Raw genomic sequence first — 15,584 nt, 5'->3', positions numbered from 1 at the left:
GACACACAGGACGACCGCTTGTCGGATCGCCCCATTTACGCTGGCCAGGTTCGGTGCCCGCGACGGACGACCGAGGGTGTCGATGGAACCCGGTCTCACCGTCCCGACCTGGCACTCACATGGTGAGAGTGCCAAAGCCATTTCTAGCACTCGCCCGGGGCGAGTGCAAGGTCGGGGCGCACGGACCGCGCGGCGTACGGCGCGGCGAGCTAAGGCCGGTCGTCGATGCGCAGTACCAGCGCGACGAAGGCATCGGTACGACGCTCGTCCGGGGTGCGCGGTTCCTCGTTGTCCACGGTGACCAGCTCGGCGTCATGCAGCAACAACTCGGCTTCCACCCGCATGATCGCTCGGATGAAGGGCGGTGCGACCTCCGGCGGCAGATCCCCGTTCACGATGTACTCGCCGTCGGGCCCATGTTCCGTCGACACGTACGACAACGCGCGCAGGAGGTCCGAGCGGCGCTCTCCCGCGACTAGGTCGGAATCCGTGTCATCCGTGTCATCCGCCATCGCTATAGCTTAGCTGGCAACCCCTGCCGCCCCGCCAGCTAACCGGCCGACCACCGCGCTGCGTACCGCGCGCGAAATAGTGCCCTCCGGTGGCGGCACCGTGCTGTACGGCGGCCCGGACCGGTCGCCCCCGGCACGCGCTCCGCGGGTCCGGCGCGAGGACCTCGAATGCGGGGACACGCCGCGCGGACCTAGGGTTGGGCAGGTGAGTGGTAGACCCGGGTGGGATGCGATCGAGGGGGTGCTGGGCGAGCTATACGGCGAGGTCGAGCCGCGACGGTGGCATGCGGAGGATCCGTGGGCGGCCGGGGGGACGGAGCCGCTGGAGTGCGTGAACGCGTATGAACGCAGCGAGCCGGTGCCGCACTGGCACTACGTGAGCTTCGGGATGAGCGAGTTGTACGAGAAGGAATGGGACAACCCGGCGGAGTCCGGGTGGGGGTTCGAATTCACGTTCCGGTTGGCGCGACAGGAGGGGGAGCTCCGAGCGCCGCATTGGCCGGTGACCTTTCTGCAAAACCTGGCGCGGTACGTGTTCCAGTCGGGGAAGCGGTTCGAGGTGGGCCACACCATCAAGTCGAGCGGGCCGATCGCCGCGGACCGGCCGGATTCCCTGATCCACGCGGTCGGGTTCGTGCCGGACCCGGAACTGGGGGTCCTGGAGGCGCCCTTCGGACGGGTGGAGTTCCGCCAGATGGTCGGCCTGACGATGACCGAATACCGGGCCACGCTGGGCGGGAAGCTGCTCGGCCTGCTCGGCGGGATGTCCGACCAGCTGCCGATGAACATCACGGACATGGATCGGCGCTCACTGATCCCCGAGCCGAAACCACAGGCCAGTTGGCCGCGCTGGGGCGGCGGACTGCGCGGCCGCGCGTAGATTCGGGAGCGGACCATGATCAACTCCTGACAGGAGGCGACCGAATGAGTGTGCCGTTCGAATCGCTGTACCGGCATGGGTTCGCGCGGGTCGCGGTGGCCGTGCCGCGGATGCGGGTAGCCGATCCCGCCTACAACGTCGAGCAGACGCTGGAACTGGCCCGGCGGGCCGCGACCGAGGGCGCGGTGCTGACGGTGTTTCCGGAACTCGGACTGTCCTCCTATACCGCCGACGACCTCTTCCATCAGGACGCGCTGGACGACGCGGTGGAGTTGGCGCTGGAGCGGCTGGTGCGGGAAAGCACGCGGATCGACACCGTCCTGGTGGTCGGCGCGCCGGTGCGCAGCCAGGGGCGGCTGTTCAACTGCGCGATCGCGGTGAGCGAGGGACGGGTGCTGGGTGCGGCACCGAAGAGCTATCTGCCGAACTATCGCGAGTTCTACGAGAAGCGCCAATTCGCCGCCGCGCGTGAATCATTGAGCGACGAGATCGTCATCGACGGGCAGCGGGTGCCATTCGGCTCCGATCTGCTGTTCACGGCGACGAATCTGGCCGGTTTCACCTTCCATCTGGAGGTGTGCGAGGACGGCTGGGTTCCGTTGCCGCCCAGCGGTTACGCGGCGCTGGCCGGTGCGAGCGTGCTGGTGAACGTGTCGGCCAGCAATATCGTGATCGGGAAGGCCGACTACCGGCGGGCGCTGTGCACGTCGCATTCGGCGCGTTATCTCGCCGCGTATCTGTATTCGGCTGCGGGACATGGCGAGTCGACCACCGACCTGGCGTGGGATGGTCAAGCGCTGATCTGTGAGAACGGCGATCTGCTGGCCGAGGGCGAGCGTTTCGCGGACGACCCGCAACTGGTGCTGGCCGACCTCGATCTGCAGCGGCTGGCCGCGGATCGATTGCGCACCACCAGTTTCGCGGACAATGTGCACGACCATCGGGAACGGCTGTCGACCATGCCCCGGATCGAAGTCGGCCTGCCGATTCCCACCGCGGCGGTGCCGCTGCACCGCGAAATCCCGCGCTTCCCCTATGTACCCAGCGATCCGGCGGCGTTGAACGAACGCTGCGCCGAGGTGCATCACATCCAGGTCGAGGGTTTGAGCACCCGCATGCGGGCGACCGGCATCGAACGCCTGGTGATCGGCGTTTCCGGCGGACTCGATTCGACCCAGGCGCTGATCGTGGCCGCCAAGACCATGGACAAGCTCGGGCTGCCCCGCGCGAACGTGCTGGCCTACACGATGCCCGGTTTCGGTACCAGCACCCGAACCCGTACCGACGCACACCGTTTGATGGACGCGCTGGGTGTGACCGCCGCGGAGATCGACATCAAACCGTCGGCCACGCAGATGCTGCGCGACCTGAAACACCCGGCCGCCGAAGGCATCCCGCAGTACGACGTCACCTATGAGAACGTGCAGGCGGGCGAGCGCACCTCGCACCTGTTCCGCCTGGCGAATCAGCACGGCGCGCTCGTGGTCGGCACCGGTGATCTCAGCGAACTCGCTCTGGGCTGGTGCACTTTCGGCGTCGGCGACCACATGGCGCACTACGGCGTGAACGCCTCGGTCCCGAAAACTCTGATCAAGTACCTGATCGCCTGGGCGGCCGACACGGACCAGTTCGGCCCCGAGGCGGGCGCGGTGCTGAAATCCATTCTGCGCACCGAGATCTCACCGGAACTCGTCCCCAACAGCGACGACAGCAAACCCGGGCAGAGCTCCGAAGCCACCGTCGGTCCCTACGAACTGCAAGATTTCCACCTCTACCACCTGCTGCGCTTCGGCGACCGGCCCAGCCGCATCGCCTACCTGGCCCAGCACGCCTGGTCCGACGCCGCCCGCGGCAGCTGGCCCGACCTGATCCCGGCCGACCAGCGCCACACCTACGACCTGTCCGAGATCAAACACTGGCTCGCCGAATTCCTGCGCCGCTTCATCCAAACCAGTCAGTTCAAACGCTCGACGCTCCCGAACGCCCCGAAGGTCGGCTCCGGCGGATCCCTGTCACCACGCGGCGACTGGCGCGCGCCGAGCGACGCCTCCGCCGCCGCGTGGTTGGACGAGCTCGACCGCAACGTCCCCGACGTGCGCGGCTCGAAAGACCCAGTGGCGCAAGGATAAGAAGCGAAGACCGCCGACGATTCCCGAGACGGTCATGACCGCGGCGGCCTCGCCCGGTCCGCGCAGACCCGGGGCGAGTTCGCCCAGGAGCGCGAGGGTGCCCGAGCTCGCGGCCAGGGCCGCGACAGCGGTGCCGCCGCCTTTGAGTTGTGCTGAGTACCAGGTTGTCCGGGTGGCGGATCGGAAAGTGAGGCGGCGGTGCAGTTCGTTGGCGAGGACGGTGCTGAGGATCGAACCCACGAGGTTGGCCAGCTGCACTCCGCTGCCGTACAACAGGAGGAACGGTAGTAGGTAGCCGAGATTGGCGAAGCCGCCGACCGCGGCGAAGCGAATCAGCTGTGCCGTGGCGCGGTCACCGCGCAGGTATTTCAGCGGTCCGCTCATGCGTGCGCGGTCTTTCCGCCGTCGATGACGAGTTGCGCGCCGGTGAGGTAGGGGTGTTCCGGGGAGGCGAGCGTCAGTGCGAAGGCTGCGATTTCGTCGGCGGTGGCGAGGCGGCCGAGTCCGGGCACATTGGATTTCGCCCACTGTTTCATCAGCGCCTGGTAGGCGTCGTCGGGCAGGCCTTCCATTCCGGCCGCGCGGCGCACCAGTTCGGTGTCGGTGGTGCCGGGGACGAGCGTGTTGACGCGAATGCCGTCGGCCGCGTAGTCCAATGCCGCGGACTGCACCAATCCGACCAGGCCGCGCTTTGCGGCGGTATAGGCGGCGCGTCCAGCGTCGGTGGCCACGGCGTTGCTCGACGAGGTGACGACGATCGTGCCGCCGCCGGACCGGATCATGTGCGGCACTTGGTATTTCATCGACAAGAAGACGCCGCGCAGACTCGTGCCGATCACGCGGTCGAAGTCGTCGGCGCTGTACTCGTGCAGCTTCTTCTGGATGGTGATGCCCGCATTGTTGAAGGCGACGTGCAATCCGCCATAACGCCGGACCGCCGTCTCGACGAAGTCACGCACCTCGCTCTCGACCAGCACGTCGGCGCGGAGATAGGTGGCTTCGCCGCCCGCGGCGCGGATTTCGCGTTCCACCGCCTGCCCGCGCTCGACACGCCGGCCGCAGAACGCGACGCGCGCGCCCTCGGCCGCGAACTGCCGGGCCGCGGCCGCTCCGATGCCGGAGGTGCCCCCGGTGATCAAAACCACCTGGTCGGCGAAGCGGCGCATTCCGCCGTGCAGCGCGCGCGGCGGGTTGGAGTCGGCGCCGAGCGCGATGCCACCGGCCAGACCGGCGGCGGTACCCGCCGCCAGACCTGCGGCGGTCATGCCGAACAGCTTGCGCCGGTTCGGTTTCGGGGCGGCGGGAACGGGTGCTGGGGCGTCGGGGTGGTCCGTCTCATCGGTCATGCCTCGACTCTGGCCCGGCGACTCGGCGACCGAATCCGCCTGGCGGGCTCGAATCGCGGCCTCGCGGCGGACCCGTCTCCTCCCACGGTAGGAGCCGCGCGACGGCGGTGACGCGGCATTATGGGTACGTGGTGGAGTCGAGCGGAGTGGGCCGCGGCGTGGAATGGCTGCTGGACGCGCGATCGCTGCCGATCCGGATGACGGCGCTGCTGGCCCTCGGCGCGGGCTGCATGCTGCTGCTCCTCGACGGGCCCGCCACGGTGGACTGGGTCATCGCGACGTTAGCGGTGCTGGCCGTGGCCGGTGGCGCGCGGTGGCCGCTGCCCACCGCGCTGACCACGACCGGGCTGCTGCTGCTCGGTTTCGAGATCGGGCAGGTCGGGCCGGCCGTCCCGAAGGTGGCCGCCGCCGTCGCACTCACCGAACTTGCTGCGCGGCAAGGCGGTTGGCGGCCGTACCTCGGTGCGGCGGCGCTCGCGGGGGCATATCTGGCGCATCCGGCCTCCGGCGGTCTGGGGGCCATGGGCTACCGCGCCGCAGTCATGGCCGCGGCGCCGCTGTTGCTCGGCATGCTGCTGCGCGCGGCGCGGGAGAACGCGGAGCGGGCCCGGCGCGAGGCGCTGGAGATGGCGCAGCGCCGGGAATCGGAGATCGCCGCGGCCCGGGCCGTCGAACGCACTGCGATCGCCCGTGAACTGCACGATCTGATCGCCCATCACGTCTCCTCCACCGTGCTGCGGGTCGGTGTGGCCCGGCACGCGGTGCCCGACGCGCCGCCCGCGCTGCTGGAGGTCCTCGACGACATCCACGCCAGCGGCAAAGCCACCCTCGCGGATCTGCGGAAGCTGGTGACCATCCTGCGCGATCCGCAGGCCTCCGGTGAATCATTCGTAGCGCCCGCGGATCTGCCGGACGCCATCGCCGCGGCGGTCGACCGGAATCAGAAATTGGGATTGCGGATCGAGACCCGGATCGGCGCGGACATCACCGAGGTGGACGCGACGGTGGGCCTCACGCTGCTGCGGCTCACCCAGGAGGGTTTGGCCAACGCGGTCAGACACGCCGGAGCCGGCGTCGACGCGCGGCTGGAGATCTCGAAGAGCGCTCGATCGGTTGATTTCCTGCTGTCCGACAATGGTTCCGGCGCCGCCGCCGGAGACGGTGCGCGGGGTGTTGGCCTGATCGGACTGCACGAGCGAGTCGCCTTGCTCGGCGGCACCTTTTCGGCCGGAGCCACCGGTAGCGGCTGGCGGCTGGCCGCGCACCTGCCCACCGCGACAGCGGCCGCGTCATGACCGTTCGGGTGCTGATCGTCGACGATCAGCAACTGGTCCGTGCGGGTCTGCGCATGCTCTGCGAGACCGCCGCTGATCTCGAAGTCATCGGAGAGGCCGCGACCGGCGGCGACGCGGTGCGCCTGGCCGAACAGTGCCGGCCCGATGTGGTGCTGATGGATCTACGGATGCCGGGCATGGACGGAATCCGCGCCACCACAGCGATTCTCGCGGCCCGGCCGACAACCCGGGTGATCGCCCTGACCACCTTCGACGATGACGATCACCTGTATCCCGCGTTGGCCGCCGGAGCGTGCGGGTTCCTGGTCAAGGACGCCGCGCCCGCCGATCTGCTCGACGGTATCCGCCGTGCCGCCACCGGCGGTCGCCCCTTCTCCCCCGATGTCTTGCAGCGCATGGTGGATGCGGCCATCGCGGCCCGCACCGGGCCGCCCGCCGAAACCCCAGATGCGAGTGCCGCTTTCGGGCTCACCCCGCGCGAAGCCGAGGTACTGGCCCTGGTCGCCGAAGGTCACGCCAACGCGGAGATCGCCGAATTACTGCACATCGGCATCACCACCGTCAAAACCCATGTCACGAACTTGATGGCGAAAACCGGTGCCACGAACCGGGTCCGGTTGGCCGCGGTAGCCAGGCCCGGCCCATCCGGTGCACCGGCCTGACACAGTCCGGCCGGTCCTACTGCTGGGTCAAGTACACCGAAAGCAGTTCCTGCAGATGGGCTTCGGACTTCGCTTTGTCCACACCCAGGCCGGTCAGCAGACCGGAGCCGTTCTCCTGTTCGAGCAGGGCGAGCAGCAGGTGCTCGGTGCCGACGTAGTTGTGCCCCAGCCGCAGCGCCTCGCGGAAGGTGAGTTCGAGCACCTTCTTGGCCTCGGCGTCGAACGGGATCATCGGCGGAACCGTAGCGTCCGCGGCGGCGGGCAAGGCCGCGCGCGCGGCTTCGGCGACGGCTTCCAGCGTGACGCCGTTGGCGATGATCTCCTGCGCGCCGAGCCCGTCCGGCTCGGTGAGCAGGGCCAGGACCAGGTGACCGGTACTGATCTGGACGTGCCCGGCGGCGCGGGCCTGTTCCTGTGCGGCCACCACCACCTGCCGGGCGCGCGGGGTGAACTTGGCGAAACCGGCGTTCGGATTCATGGTGGCGGCGTCGCCGGGATCCTTGGGCACGAAACGCTTTTGCGCGGCCTGCTTGGTGACGCCCATGCTGGCACCGATGTCGGTCCAGGAGGCGCCGGAGCGGCGGGCCTGATCGACGAAGTGGCCGATCAGGTGGTCGGCCACTTCGCCGAGGTGGCCCGCGGCCACCACCGCGTCGGAGAGCTGGTCCAGGGCGTTGTCGGGGCGAGCTTTCTTGATGCCGTCGATCAGGTCGTCGAGGCGGAAGGGCGATGTCATGCGTCAACGATAGGTTGACGATCGCCGCATCGTCAACCCATCGTTGACGGTGGCGCGTTACGGTGTGGCGGCCCGGCCCGCCCCGCGCACGATGCTCTCCTTGACCCAGGCCGCGGTCCGGCCGGTCAGCACCGTGCGGGCCGGGGAATCGTCGGCGTGCAATATCTGGATGACACCGTCGCGCCGTCCCAGGCTCAGACACTGCAGGTAATACCGGAACCGCAGCGGCCCTGGTTCCCGGCCGTCCGACCGGGCGATCACCGCGTCCGCGGCGTGCTTGCCGGTGGGCAGCGCCGTCGCGCAGGCCATGCGCAGTTCCCGATCGCCGGGACCGGCGATCACGGCGGCGTCCCCGGCGGCATAGATGTCCGGATGCGAGATCGAGCGCAACGTCTCGTCGGTGCGGATACGGCCCTTCCGGTCGACCGCGAGACCGGCGCGCGCGGCCAGGTCCGGCACGCCGAAGCCCGCGGTCCACACGGTCGCCGCCGATTCGAGCACCGTGCCGTCGGCCAGCCGGACGCCATCGGCCAGCACCTCGATAACCTTCGCGTCCGCGCGGATCTCGACGCCGAGGCGTTTCAGCACCCGGCGGATATGCGCCTGTGCCCGGGGCGACAACCACGCGCCCGGCTGCTCCGAGCTCACCAGCACCACCCGCGAATCCGGTTGCGACTCAGCGAGTTCGGCGGCCAGCTCGATCCCGGTGGACCCGCCCCCGACGACTACCACCGGTCCACGCCCCGGGACCGACCACCGTGCGTCCTCCGGCGTGGCCACCGTCAGCGCGTGTTCGGCGACACCTGGTACGCCACTCGTATCGGCGATGCTGCCCAGCGCGTAGACCAGGGTGTCGTACTCGAGCGCCGGTGTGTTCGCCAAAACGACCCGCTTGCCCGCGGTATCGATATCTTGCGCCCGGTCCCGCACGAACCGAATCCGCTTCGCCGCCAGTTTCTCCTGGATATCCCAGCTCGAAAGCTGTTGTCCCGCGGCCTGTTGATGCAACCGCACCCGTTCGACGAATTCCGCTCGCGCGTCGACCACCGTGATGTCCGCACCCCGGGCCTTGCGAGCGAACCTGCGCGCCGCCGAGAGTCCCGCGTATCCCGCGCCGAGGACGACGATCCGATGCTGACCGGTCATGATGTGGCTCCCTTCGTACAACCGACATCACCTAGACCGGACAGCGGCGCCGTTCCTGACAGCCACGCCTGTGAGCCCCCACACAGCGCCTATCGGGTGGCCCGCCCGAAATAGGCCAGCTTCTCCGGATTGACGATCAATCGCAGCGCGGTGACCGCGTGCGCTGAGGTTTCGATGCCGATGACCACCAGGGGATCGCGCCCCACCCTGGCCACCACCGCCGGCCCGCCGTTGACCTCTTCGAGCGTGATCTCCATCCCGGGTACCTCCCACCGGAACAGCCCGAGCAGGTAGCGCGCGACGTGCTCCGCGCCCACCACCGGCCGCCGGGCCGCGGTCACCGTGCCGCCGCCGTCCGCCGTCGCGGTGACATCGGCGGCGAGCATGGCTTTCAGCTGGTCGAGATCACCGGTCCGCGCCGCCTTCATGAAGCGCTCGATCAACTCGCGCGACTGATCGGCGGAAACCTCGAAACGCGCCTTGCCTTCGCGCACCCGCTGACTCGCCCGCCGGTAGGTCTGCTGCGAATTGGCCTCGGACAAGTCGAGCATGTCCGCGATCTCGCGATGCGCGTAGCCGAACCCCTCGCGCAGCACGAACACCGCGCGCTCCACCGGGTTGAGCCGCTCCAGGGTGGTGAGCAGCGCGAGCGAAATCTGTTCGCGCTCTTCCGCGGACTCCAGCGGCCCGAGTTCACCGCCCGCAGTCGGCACCGGTTCGGGCAGCCACGGACCGACATAGACCTCGCGGCGCGCCCGAGCCGAGACCAGCCAGGTACGGCAGAGATTCACGACGGTGGTGGTCAGCCAGGCCTCGGCGGAGCGAATCGTGTCCCGCTCGGTGCCGGACCAGCGCAGGTAGGCCTCCTGCACCGCGTCCTCGGCCTCGCCGGCGGAGCCGAGCATCCGATAGGCGAGGGCGAACAGGCGCGGGCGGTGCACCAGGAATTCGTGCAGGCCTTCGGGTTCCACCGCCACCTTCTTCCGCGCTCATCGACGGCTCGATTACCAACTGTGACAGTATCTTTCGGCCCTTGCGGAAACCTCCGGAGAATCTGCTCAGCGATTGATGTTGTCCGACGGCGGCCGCTTCGCGCCCGGCCGACGCAACCGCAGCCGCGCGCTGGAACCTCGAATCGCGGGGCGGCGCAAGGCCGGGCGCCGCCGCTGCGCCCGGCGCTGGGCCCGGCGTTCGGCGGGCTTGTGCTGCCAGGTCTCCGGTCGCGCCGCCACCCAGCGCTGCGAATGCCAGGCGAACGGAATGTGGCACAGGTACAGACCGACCAGAATCAGCAGCAGCACAATGGGATACGTCACCAGCAGCGCCGCCGCGACGGCGACCAGCACCAGCAATCCGGCGGCCGCCTGCGGGGCCACCGACACCGACTTCATGGCGAGGGTGGGAATTGTGCTGACCGCGAGGGCCGCCGCGAACACCGTCCAAGCCGCGACCGGCCAGAACCCGAGCCACCAGGGACCATCGAACTGCACGAACAGCGCGATCGGCACCAGCGCGATCAGCGCGGCGGCGGGCGCGGGCACACCCACGAAGTACTCCCGCGACCATTCCGGCCGGGTGTCGTCGTCGAGCAGGGTGTTGAACCGGGCCAGGCGCAGCACCAAGCTCACCGCGTACAGCAACGCGACGATCCAGCCGGCACTGCTCTCGTCCAGCAGCGTGACATAGAGCACCAGCGCCGGCGCCACACCGAAGGAGATGGCGTCGGACAGCGAATCCAGCTCCGCGCCGATCTTGGTGGTGGCGTCCAGCATGCGGGCCAGCCGCCCGTCCAGGGTGTCCAGCACGGCGGCCGCGCCGATCATGGCCAGCGCGATGTCGAGCCGCCCGTCCAGGGCGAACTTCACCGCCGACAGCCCGGCACACAGCGCCAGAATCGTGACGACGCTCGGCAGCAGCCGAATCGATCGCCGCCGCTGCCTGGGCGTCGGGACGGAGCGCGGCGAAGGGGACAGGGCGGCCTCCATCACGAACCGGCCAGCACGGCCAGGACGGTTTCGCCCCCGATCGTGCGCTGCCCGGGCTGCACCAGTAATTCGGTGCCGGCCGGGAAGTAGGTGTCGACCCGGGATCCGAAGCGGATCAGGCCGTAGGTGTCGCCGATGGTGAGCGCGTCACCCTTCTGGGCGTCGCAGACGATGCGGCGAGCCAGCAGTCCGGCGATCTGCACCACGACCAGCCGCTGCCCGGCCGGGGTTTCCAGCACCATGCTGTTGCGCTCGTTGACCGAACTCGCGTCGGCCAGATCGGCCGACTTGAACTGGCCGGGCTGATGCAATACCTCGCGCACCGTGCCGGAGACCGGAACACGCTGCACGTGCACGTCGAGCACGGACAGGAAGATGCTCACCCGGGGTACGGGCTGATCGCCGAGGCCCAATTCGGCCGGCGGCGTGGCGTTGTCGACGAGTGCGATCTCACCGTCCGCGGGCGCGACGACAACGCCGGGGCGGTTCGGCGGCACCCGGTGCGGATGCCGGAAGAACCCGGCGATGGCGGCCGCGCCGATCAGGCCGGTGCGGCGGACCCACTTGCGTTTGCCGCCGAGCACCGCGACCGCGAGCGGGACGGCGACGAACGGCAGCCCGGCGGGATGCAGCGGTGGAATCGAAGACCGAACCAGGTCGACCACATGGCCGACGGCGGTGGTATCGGGCGTGCCGGGCGGGGTGGGGCGGCGTGCCACAGGCTCCTCTTTCGTGCTCGGTGCAGAAGGTTTGCGCACCCTCAACGATAGGGCCAGCGCAAGCGATCACACCTTACGGGAAAGGGAGCCTGTGGCACGTGCCGATGGCGACCTCGTCAGTGCACTGAGCGGCGTCCGGTCACCAGCTTCACCAGGAACAGCAGAATTGCCGCGCCGGCGAGGCAGGTCAGGAAGCTGAAGATGAGACCGCCGCCTTCGACGTCCACACCGAACAGCTTCAGCAGGAAGCCGCCGAGCAGACCGCCGACGACACCAACGACGATATTGAGGACGATGCCCTGTTGGGCGTCCGTCCCCATGAACTTGCTGGCGATCCATCCGGCAAGTCCGCCGATGATGATCCATCCGATAATCCCGAGACCCAGCATGGAAACCTCGCATCCACTAGTTGGGAACGCACGCTCGTACCAAAAGGCGTGCTCAACGGGGTATACCCGGCGAAAGTCAGAATACTCGCTTCCGCCGCGCCGGATCCGGGCTAATATGAGGGGGCCTCATGTCTGTCTAGAGGCAAATGGATGAGGCAGCGCCAGGTATAGGAGACGCATATGTCTGCTCGAATCGCCCAGACCACTGGAGCAGAGCACACCGCGATTCTCGGGCTCGGCGTTTATCGCCCCGCTCGGGTCGTGACCAACGAGGAAGTGGCGGGCCCGATCAACTCCAGCGACGAGTGGATCCGGACCCGATCGGGCATCAAGACCAGGCGCTTCGCCGACGACACCGAGACCATTCAGTCGATGAGTGTCGCCGCCGCCCGCGACGCCATCGAGGCCGCCGAGATCGAGGTCGATCAGGTCGACTGCGTCATCGTCGCGACCTCCACCCATCTGCTGCTCACGCCCGCGGCCGCGCCGCGCATCGCGACCGAGCTCGGCATGAACGGCGCCGCCGCCTTCGACATCTCCGCCGGGTGCGCGGGCTTCTGTCACGCGCTCGCGCTCGCCTCGGATCTGGTGCGCTGCGGCACCGCCAAGAACGTGCTGGTGATCGGCGTGGAGAAGCTGACCGACACGATCAACCCGGCCGACCGCTCCACCGCGTTCCTGTTCGCCGACGGCGCGGGCGCGGTGGTGGTCGGCCCGGCCGAGGAGCCCGGCATCGGCCCCACCGTGTGGGGTTCGGACGGCACCCAGCACCACGCGATCCGGCAGGACAAGGACTGGATCGAGTTCTTCACCGAGATCGAGGAGAAGGGTCTGGACGCGGTCCGCCCCTACCTCGCGATGGAGGGCACCGCGGTCTTCCGCTGGGCCGCGCACTCCCTGGAGAAGGTCTGCCGCGACGCCATCGATCGCGCCGGTTTGTCCACCGACGACATGGAGGCGATGATCCCGCACCAGGCCAACGGCCGGATCATCGAGATCATGGCGCGGGTGCTGAAGCTGCCGGAGAACTGCGCGCTGGCCAACGACATCGAGGAGACCGGGAATACCTCGGCCGCCTCGATTCCGCTGGCGATGGAGGCGATGCTGCGCAAGGGTGAGACCAAGCCCGGCGCCACCGCGCTGCTGATCGCGTTCGGCGCGGGCCTGTCCTACGCGGCGCAGGTAGTCACGCTGCCGAACTGGAAGTAAGCCCCACCCGCCACGCTCCCGGGGCCGGGGGCGCTGCTATCTACCCGCTTCGACGGCGGTCTTGATGCCCTGCAGGGTTTCGTTCATACCCTGCGCCAGGACCCCGTCGAAGCGCTCGTAACCGCCCATGCCGAGTTCGATGGCCTTCTTGGAGAATGCCGTGGTGCCGTTCGGGGAGTCCCGCCGCTGGGTCAGCCGGGTGCCGGTGGCGGTCGGTTCCAGGGTGAAGCTCCAGATCGACCGGTTCTCCAGGACTTTGAAGGCGAACGCCGAGTTGGGCTCGAACCGCACGATGCGGGAGGTCGTGGGCCAGAACAGCTTCCCGTCCCGGTTCAGGTTGATGGTGAAGGTGCCGGACTTGACCTTGCCGAGCGGGATCATGCGCACACACTGCGGGCTGAACTCCGGGATGCGCTTGACGTCGGCGACCACTCGCCAGACCTGCTCCGGGGACGCGGCGATGTCGATGGACGCTTCGAGATTCTTCGGCAACGGTGCCTCCGGTGATGTAAGTGACGAGATGTCACACATAGTAGTGGGAGCCGATTGGAATACAACCGGGTCACATTTTGGCCCCACGATCACCGCCCGATGTAATACCGGGCGCAGAATGGCTGATAGACGTAGCAACAACAGACGCACTGCCCCCAACTGTCCCGTCCAGTGTGAGGTGATCGGCTGTGAAACTGCGCTCGCTCCTACCCCGTCGCCGTAGCAACGAGCTACCGCTGCTGCCGTCGATCGAACCCGAGGATGGACAACCGGTGCAGGTCCGGCCGACCGAGGAGAAGCTCGAGCGCCTGCTCACGCCGACCGAACTCGATCTGGTCAACCACCATCAGCTCTAGGCGAACCTCTGGGGCACAGGCACGACAGCCGATCTCCGCACACGGGATACTGGCCGGGTGACTGCTCCAGCTGCTTCGAAACCGGCCATCCTCAGCGTCGATGATGATCCGGGTGTTTCCCGTGCGGTCGTGCGCGACCTGCGCCGCCGCTACGGCGCCGATTACCGGATCCTGCGCGCGGAGTCCGGCGCGGACGCGCTGGACGCGCTGCGCGAGATGAAGTTGCGTGGCCAGCCCGTCGCCGTCCTGATCGCCGACTACCGGATGCCCGGCATGGACGGCATCGAATTCCTCGAACAGGCCATGGATCTGCACCCGTACGCCCGGCGCGTGCTGCTCACCGCCTACGCCGACACCTCGGCCGCGATCAACGCGATCAACGTCGTCGACCTGGATCATTACCTGCTCAAACCGTGGGACCCGCCGGAGGAGAAGCTGTATCCGGTGCTGGACGGACTGCTGGAAGCCTGGCGCAGCATGGAGAACCGGCCGGTGACCGAGACCAAGGTGGTCGGCAACCGCTGGTCCCCGCGCTGCTCGCAGGTCCGGGAATTCCTGGCCCGCAACCAGCTTCCCTACCGCTGGTACCTCGCCGAGGAAGCGGAGGGCACCCGGCTGCTGGAGGCCGCGGGCGTGGGACCGGACCGATGTCCGGTGGTGATCACCTCCGACGGGCAGGCGCTGGTGGAGCCGTCCGACAGCGAACTGGCCGAACATGTCGGGCTGACAGTCAATCCGGCGGGCGACTTCTACGACCTGATCGTGGTCGGCGGCGGTCCCGCGGGGCTGGGCGCGGCGGTCTACGGCGCGTCCGAGGGTCTGCGCACCGTGCTGGTGGAACGCACCGCGACCGGCGGGCAGGCGGGGCAGAGTTCCCGGATCGAGAACTACCTGGGCTTCCCGGACGGATTGTCCGGGGCCCAGCTGGCCGATCGGGCGCGACGCCAGGCCGCGAAGTTCGGCGCCGAGGTCATCACCACCCGCGAGGTGGTGGGACTGGAGGTGAACGGGTCGGCGCGCACGGTGAAGTTCGCCGACGGCGGGCGGCTGTGCGCGCACACCGTCATCATCGCGACCGGCGTCGACTACCGGCGCCACCCCGCGGCCGGGGTGGACGAATTCACCGGGCGCGGCGTGTATTACGGCTCGGCGATGACCGAGGCGACCGAATGCGCCGACCACGACGTGTACATCGTCGGCGGGGCGAACTCGGCGGGGCAGGCCGCGGTGTTCCTGTCCCGCAACGCCCGCGCGGTCCATCTGGTGGTGCGGGGCGACTCGCTGGAGAAGTCCATGTCGCACTATCTGATCCAGCAGATCGCGCAGATCCCGAATATCCACGTGCACACCGAGACCGAGGTGGTCGGCGCGGACGGCGAGGATCACCTGCAGTGGATCGTGTTGCGCAACAGCGTGACCGGCGTCGAGGAGAAGGCCGAGGCGGAGCGGCTGTTCCTGTTCATCGGCGCCGCGCCGCAGACCGACTGGCTCGACGGCGTCGTCAAGCGGGACGACGCGGGCTACGTGCTGGCCGGCCCGGATCTGACCGTGGACGGTTCCCGTCCGGGCGGGTGGGAACTGCCCAGGCCGCCACACCATTTGGAGACCAATGTGCCGGGCGTGTTCGTGGCCGGGGACGTACACGCCGAATCGGCCAAGCGGGTGGCGTCCGCGGTCGGCGAGGGCGCCATGGCCGTCATGTTCGTGCATCGGTACCTCGCCTAGGAG

17 protein-coding genes are annotated in these 15,584 nt (G+C 68.6%); 7 read left to right on the top strand and 10 right to left on the bottom strand.

Features of this window, described 5'->3' with window-relative positions:
* Positions 1–209 precede the first annotated feature (209 nt).
* Positions 210–512 carry a hypothetical protein gene (locus BJ987_RS07840; RefSeq protein WP_209886207.1) on the bottom strand — a complete coding sequence of 101 codons (303 nt, stop codon included), beginning with the start codon at positions 510–512 and terminating at the stop codon, positions 210–212.
* Between the two features lie 205 nt (positions 513–717).
* Here BJ987_RS07840 and BJ987_RS07835 point away from each other — a divergent pair, with 205 nt between their 5' ends.
* Together BJ987_RS07835 and BJ987_RS07830 are read left to right on the top strand one after the other, a co-directional pair.
* Positions 718–1,392, top strand: coding sequence for a suppressor of fused domain protein (locus tag BJ987_RS07835; RefSeq protein WP_209886204.1), 675 nt, complete (start codon positions 718–720; stop codon positions 1,390–1,392).
* A gap of 44 nt (positions 1,393–1,436) precedes the next feature.
* Entirely contained in the window at positions 1,437–3,521 is a 2,085-nt protein-coding gene (locus BJ987_RS07830; RefSeq protein WP_209886202.1) for an NAD(+) synthase, read from the top strand.
* Here BJ987_RS07830 and BJ987_RS07825 read toward each other — a convergent pair.
* Positions 3,405–3,905 carry a GtrA family protein gene (locus BJ987_RS07825; protein WP_209886199.1) on the bottom strand — a complete coding sequence of 167 codons (501 nt, stop codon included), beginning with the start codon at positions 3,903–3,905 and terminating at the stop codon, positions 3,405–3,407. The two genes, BJ987_RS07830 and BJ987_RS07825, sit on opposite strands and share 117 nt — an antisense overlap.
* Entirely contained in the window at positions 3,902–4,867 is a 966-nt protein-coding gene (locus tag BJ987_RS07820) for an SDR family NAD(P)-dependent oxidoreductase (protein WP_245365863.1), read from the bottom strand. Before BJ987_RS07820 ends, BJ987_RS07825 begins: the two co-directional genes overlap by 4 nt.
* Before the next feature lie 107 nt (positions 4,868–4,974).
* On the opposite strand from BJ987_RS07820, the gene BJ987_RS07815 reads away from it, so the two are divergent.
* On the top strand, positions 4,975–6,162 hold the full coding sequence (locus BJ987_RS07815; protein ID WP_307869531.1) for a sensor histidine kinase: 1,188 nt from the start codon (positions 4,975–4,977) through the stop codon (positions 6,160–6,162).
* Positions 6,159–6,824, top strand: a complete 666-nt coding sequence (locus BJ987_RS07810) for a response regulator (protein ID WP_209886196.1) — start codon at positions 6,159–6,161, stop codon at positions 6,822–6,824. The genes BJ987_RS07815 and BJ987_RS07810 overlap by 4 nt, the downstream gene beginning before the upstream one ends.
* 16 nt (positions 6,825–6,840) lie before the next feature.
* Here the strand turns inward: BJ987_RS07810 and BJ987_RS07805 are convergent, their stop codons facing one another.
* From BJ987_RS07805 to BJ987_RS07780, 6 genes are all read right to left on the bottom strand, one after another.
* Positions 6,841–7,560: a Clp protease N-terminal domain-containing protein gene (locus tag BJ987_RS07805; protein ID WP_209886193.1), complete on the bottom strand. Its 720-nt coding sequence runs from the start codon at positions 7,558–7,560 to the stop codon at positions 6,841–6,843.
* A 57-nt stretch (positions 7,561–7,617) separates the two neighbouring features.
* The gene (locus BJ987_RS07800) at positions 7,618–8,706 is read right to left on the bottom strand and encodes an NAD(P)/FAD-dependent oxidoreductase (protein ID WP_209886190.1); all 1,089 of its coding nucleotides are present in this window, start codon (positions 8,704–8,706) and stop codon (positions 7,618–7,620) included.
* A gap of 89 nt (positions 8,707–8,795) precedes the next feature.
* The gene (locus BJ987_RS07795; RefSeq protein WP_209886187.1) at positions 8,796–9,677 is read right to left on the bottom strand and encodes an RNA polymerase sigma-70 factor; all 882 of its coding nucleotides are present in this window, start codon (positions 9,675–9,677) and stop codon (positions 8,796–8,798) included.
* Between the two features lie 87 nt (positions 9,678–9,764).
* On the bottom strand, positions 9,765–10,691 hold the full coding sequence (locus tag BJ987_RS07790) for a CDP-alcohol phosphatidyltransferase family protein (protein WP_209886185.1): 927 nt from the start codon (positions 10,689–10,691) through the stop codon (positions 9,765–9,767).
* Positions 10,691–11,410 carry a phosphatidylserine decarboxylase gene (locus tag BJ987_RS07785; RefSeq protein WP_209886182.1) on the bottom strand — a complete coding sequence of 240 codons (720 nt, stop codon included), beginning with the start codon at positions 11,408–11,410 and terminating at the stop codon, positions 10,691–10,693. Before BJ987_RS07785 ends, BJ987_RS07790 begins: the two co-directional genes overlap by 1 nt.
* A gap of 116 nt (positions 11,411–11,526) precedes the next feature.
* Positions 11,527–11,799 (bottom strand): GlsB/YeaQ/YmgE family stress response membrane protein, encoded by a 273-nt coding sequence (locus BJ987_RS07780; RefSeq protein WP_209886179.1) that lies wholly within the window; start codon positions 11,797–11,799, stop codon positions 11,527–11,529.
* A 180-nt stretch (positions 11,800–11,979) separates the two neighbouring features.
* On the opposite strand from BJ987_RS07780, the gene BJ987_RS07775 reads away from it, so the two are divergent.
* Positions 11,980–13,008 (top strand): beta-ketoacyl-ACP synthase III, encoded by a 1,029-nt coding sequence (locus BJ987_RS07775; protein ID WP_209886176.1) that lies wholly within the window; start codon positions 11,980–11,982, stop codon positions 13,006–13,008.
* Between the two features lie 36 nt (positions 13,009–13,044).
* Here the strand turns inward: BJ987_RS07775 and BJ987_RS07770 are convergent, their stop codons facing one another.
* Positions 13,045–13,500 carry an SRPBCC family protein gene (locus BJ987_RS07770; protein WP_209886173.1) on the bottom strand — a complete coding sequence of 152 codons (456 nt, stop codon included), beginning with the start codon at positions 13,498–13,500 and terminating at the stop codon, positions 13,045–13,047.
* Positions 13,501–13,688: 188 nt separating this feature from the next.
* Between BJ987_RS07770 and BJ987_RS07765 the strand changes: the two genes are divergently transcribed.
* Positions 13,689–13,856: a hypothetical protein gene (locus BJ987_RS07765; protein ID WP_209886170.1), complete on the top strand. Its 168-nt coding sequence runs from the start codon at positions 13,689–13,691 to the stop codon at positions 13,854–13,856.
* Between the two features lie 57 nt (positions 13,857–13,913).
* On the top strand, positions 13,914–15,581 hold the full coding sequence (locus BJ987_RS07760) for an FAD-dependent oxidoreductase (protein WP_209886167.1): 1,668 nt from the start codon (positions 13,914–13,916) through the stop codon (positions 15,579–15,581).
* Positions 15,582–15,584: the final 3 nt, after the last annotated feature.

This window comes from Nocardia goodfellowii, from assembly GCF_017875645.1.
GTDB classification, from domain to species: domain Bacteria; phylum Actinomycetota; class Actinomycetes; order Mycobacteriales; family Mycobacteriaceae; genus Nocardia; species Nocardia goodfellowii.
The sequence above is the reverse complement of the archived record's forward strand: the minus strand, read 5'-3'. Positions and strand labels throughout refer to the sequence as shown.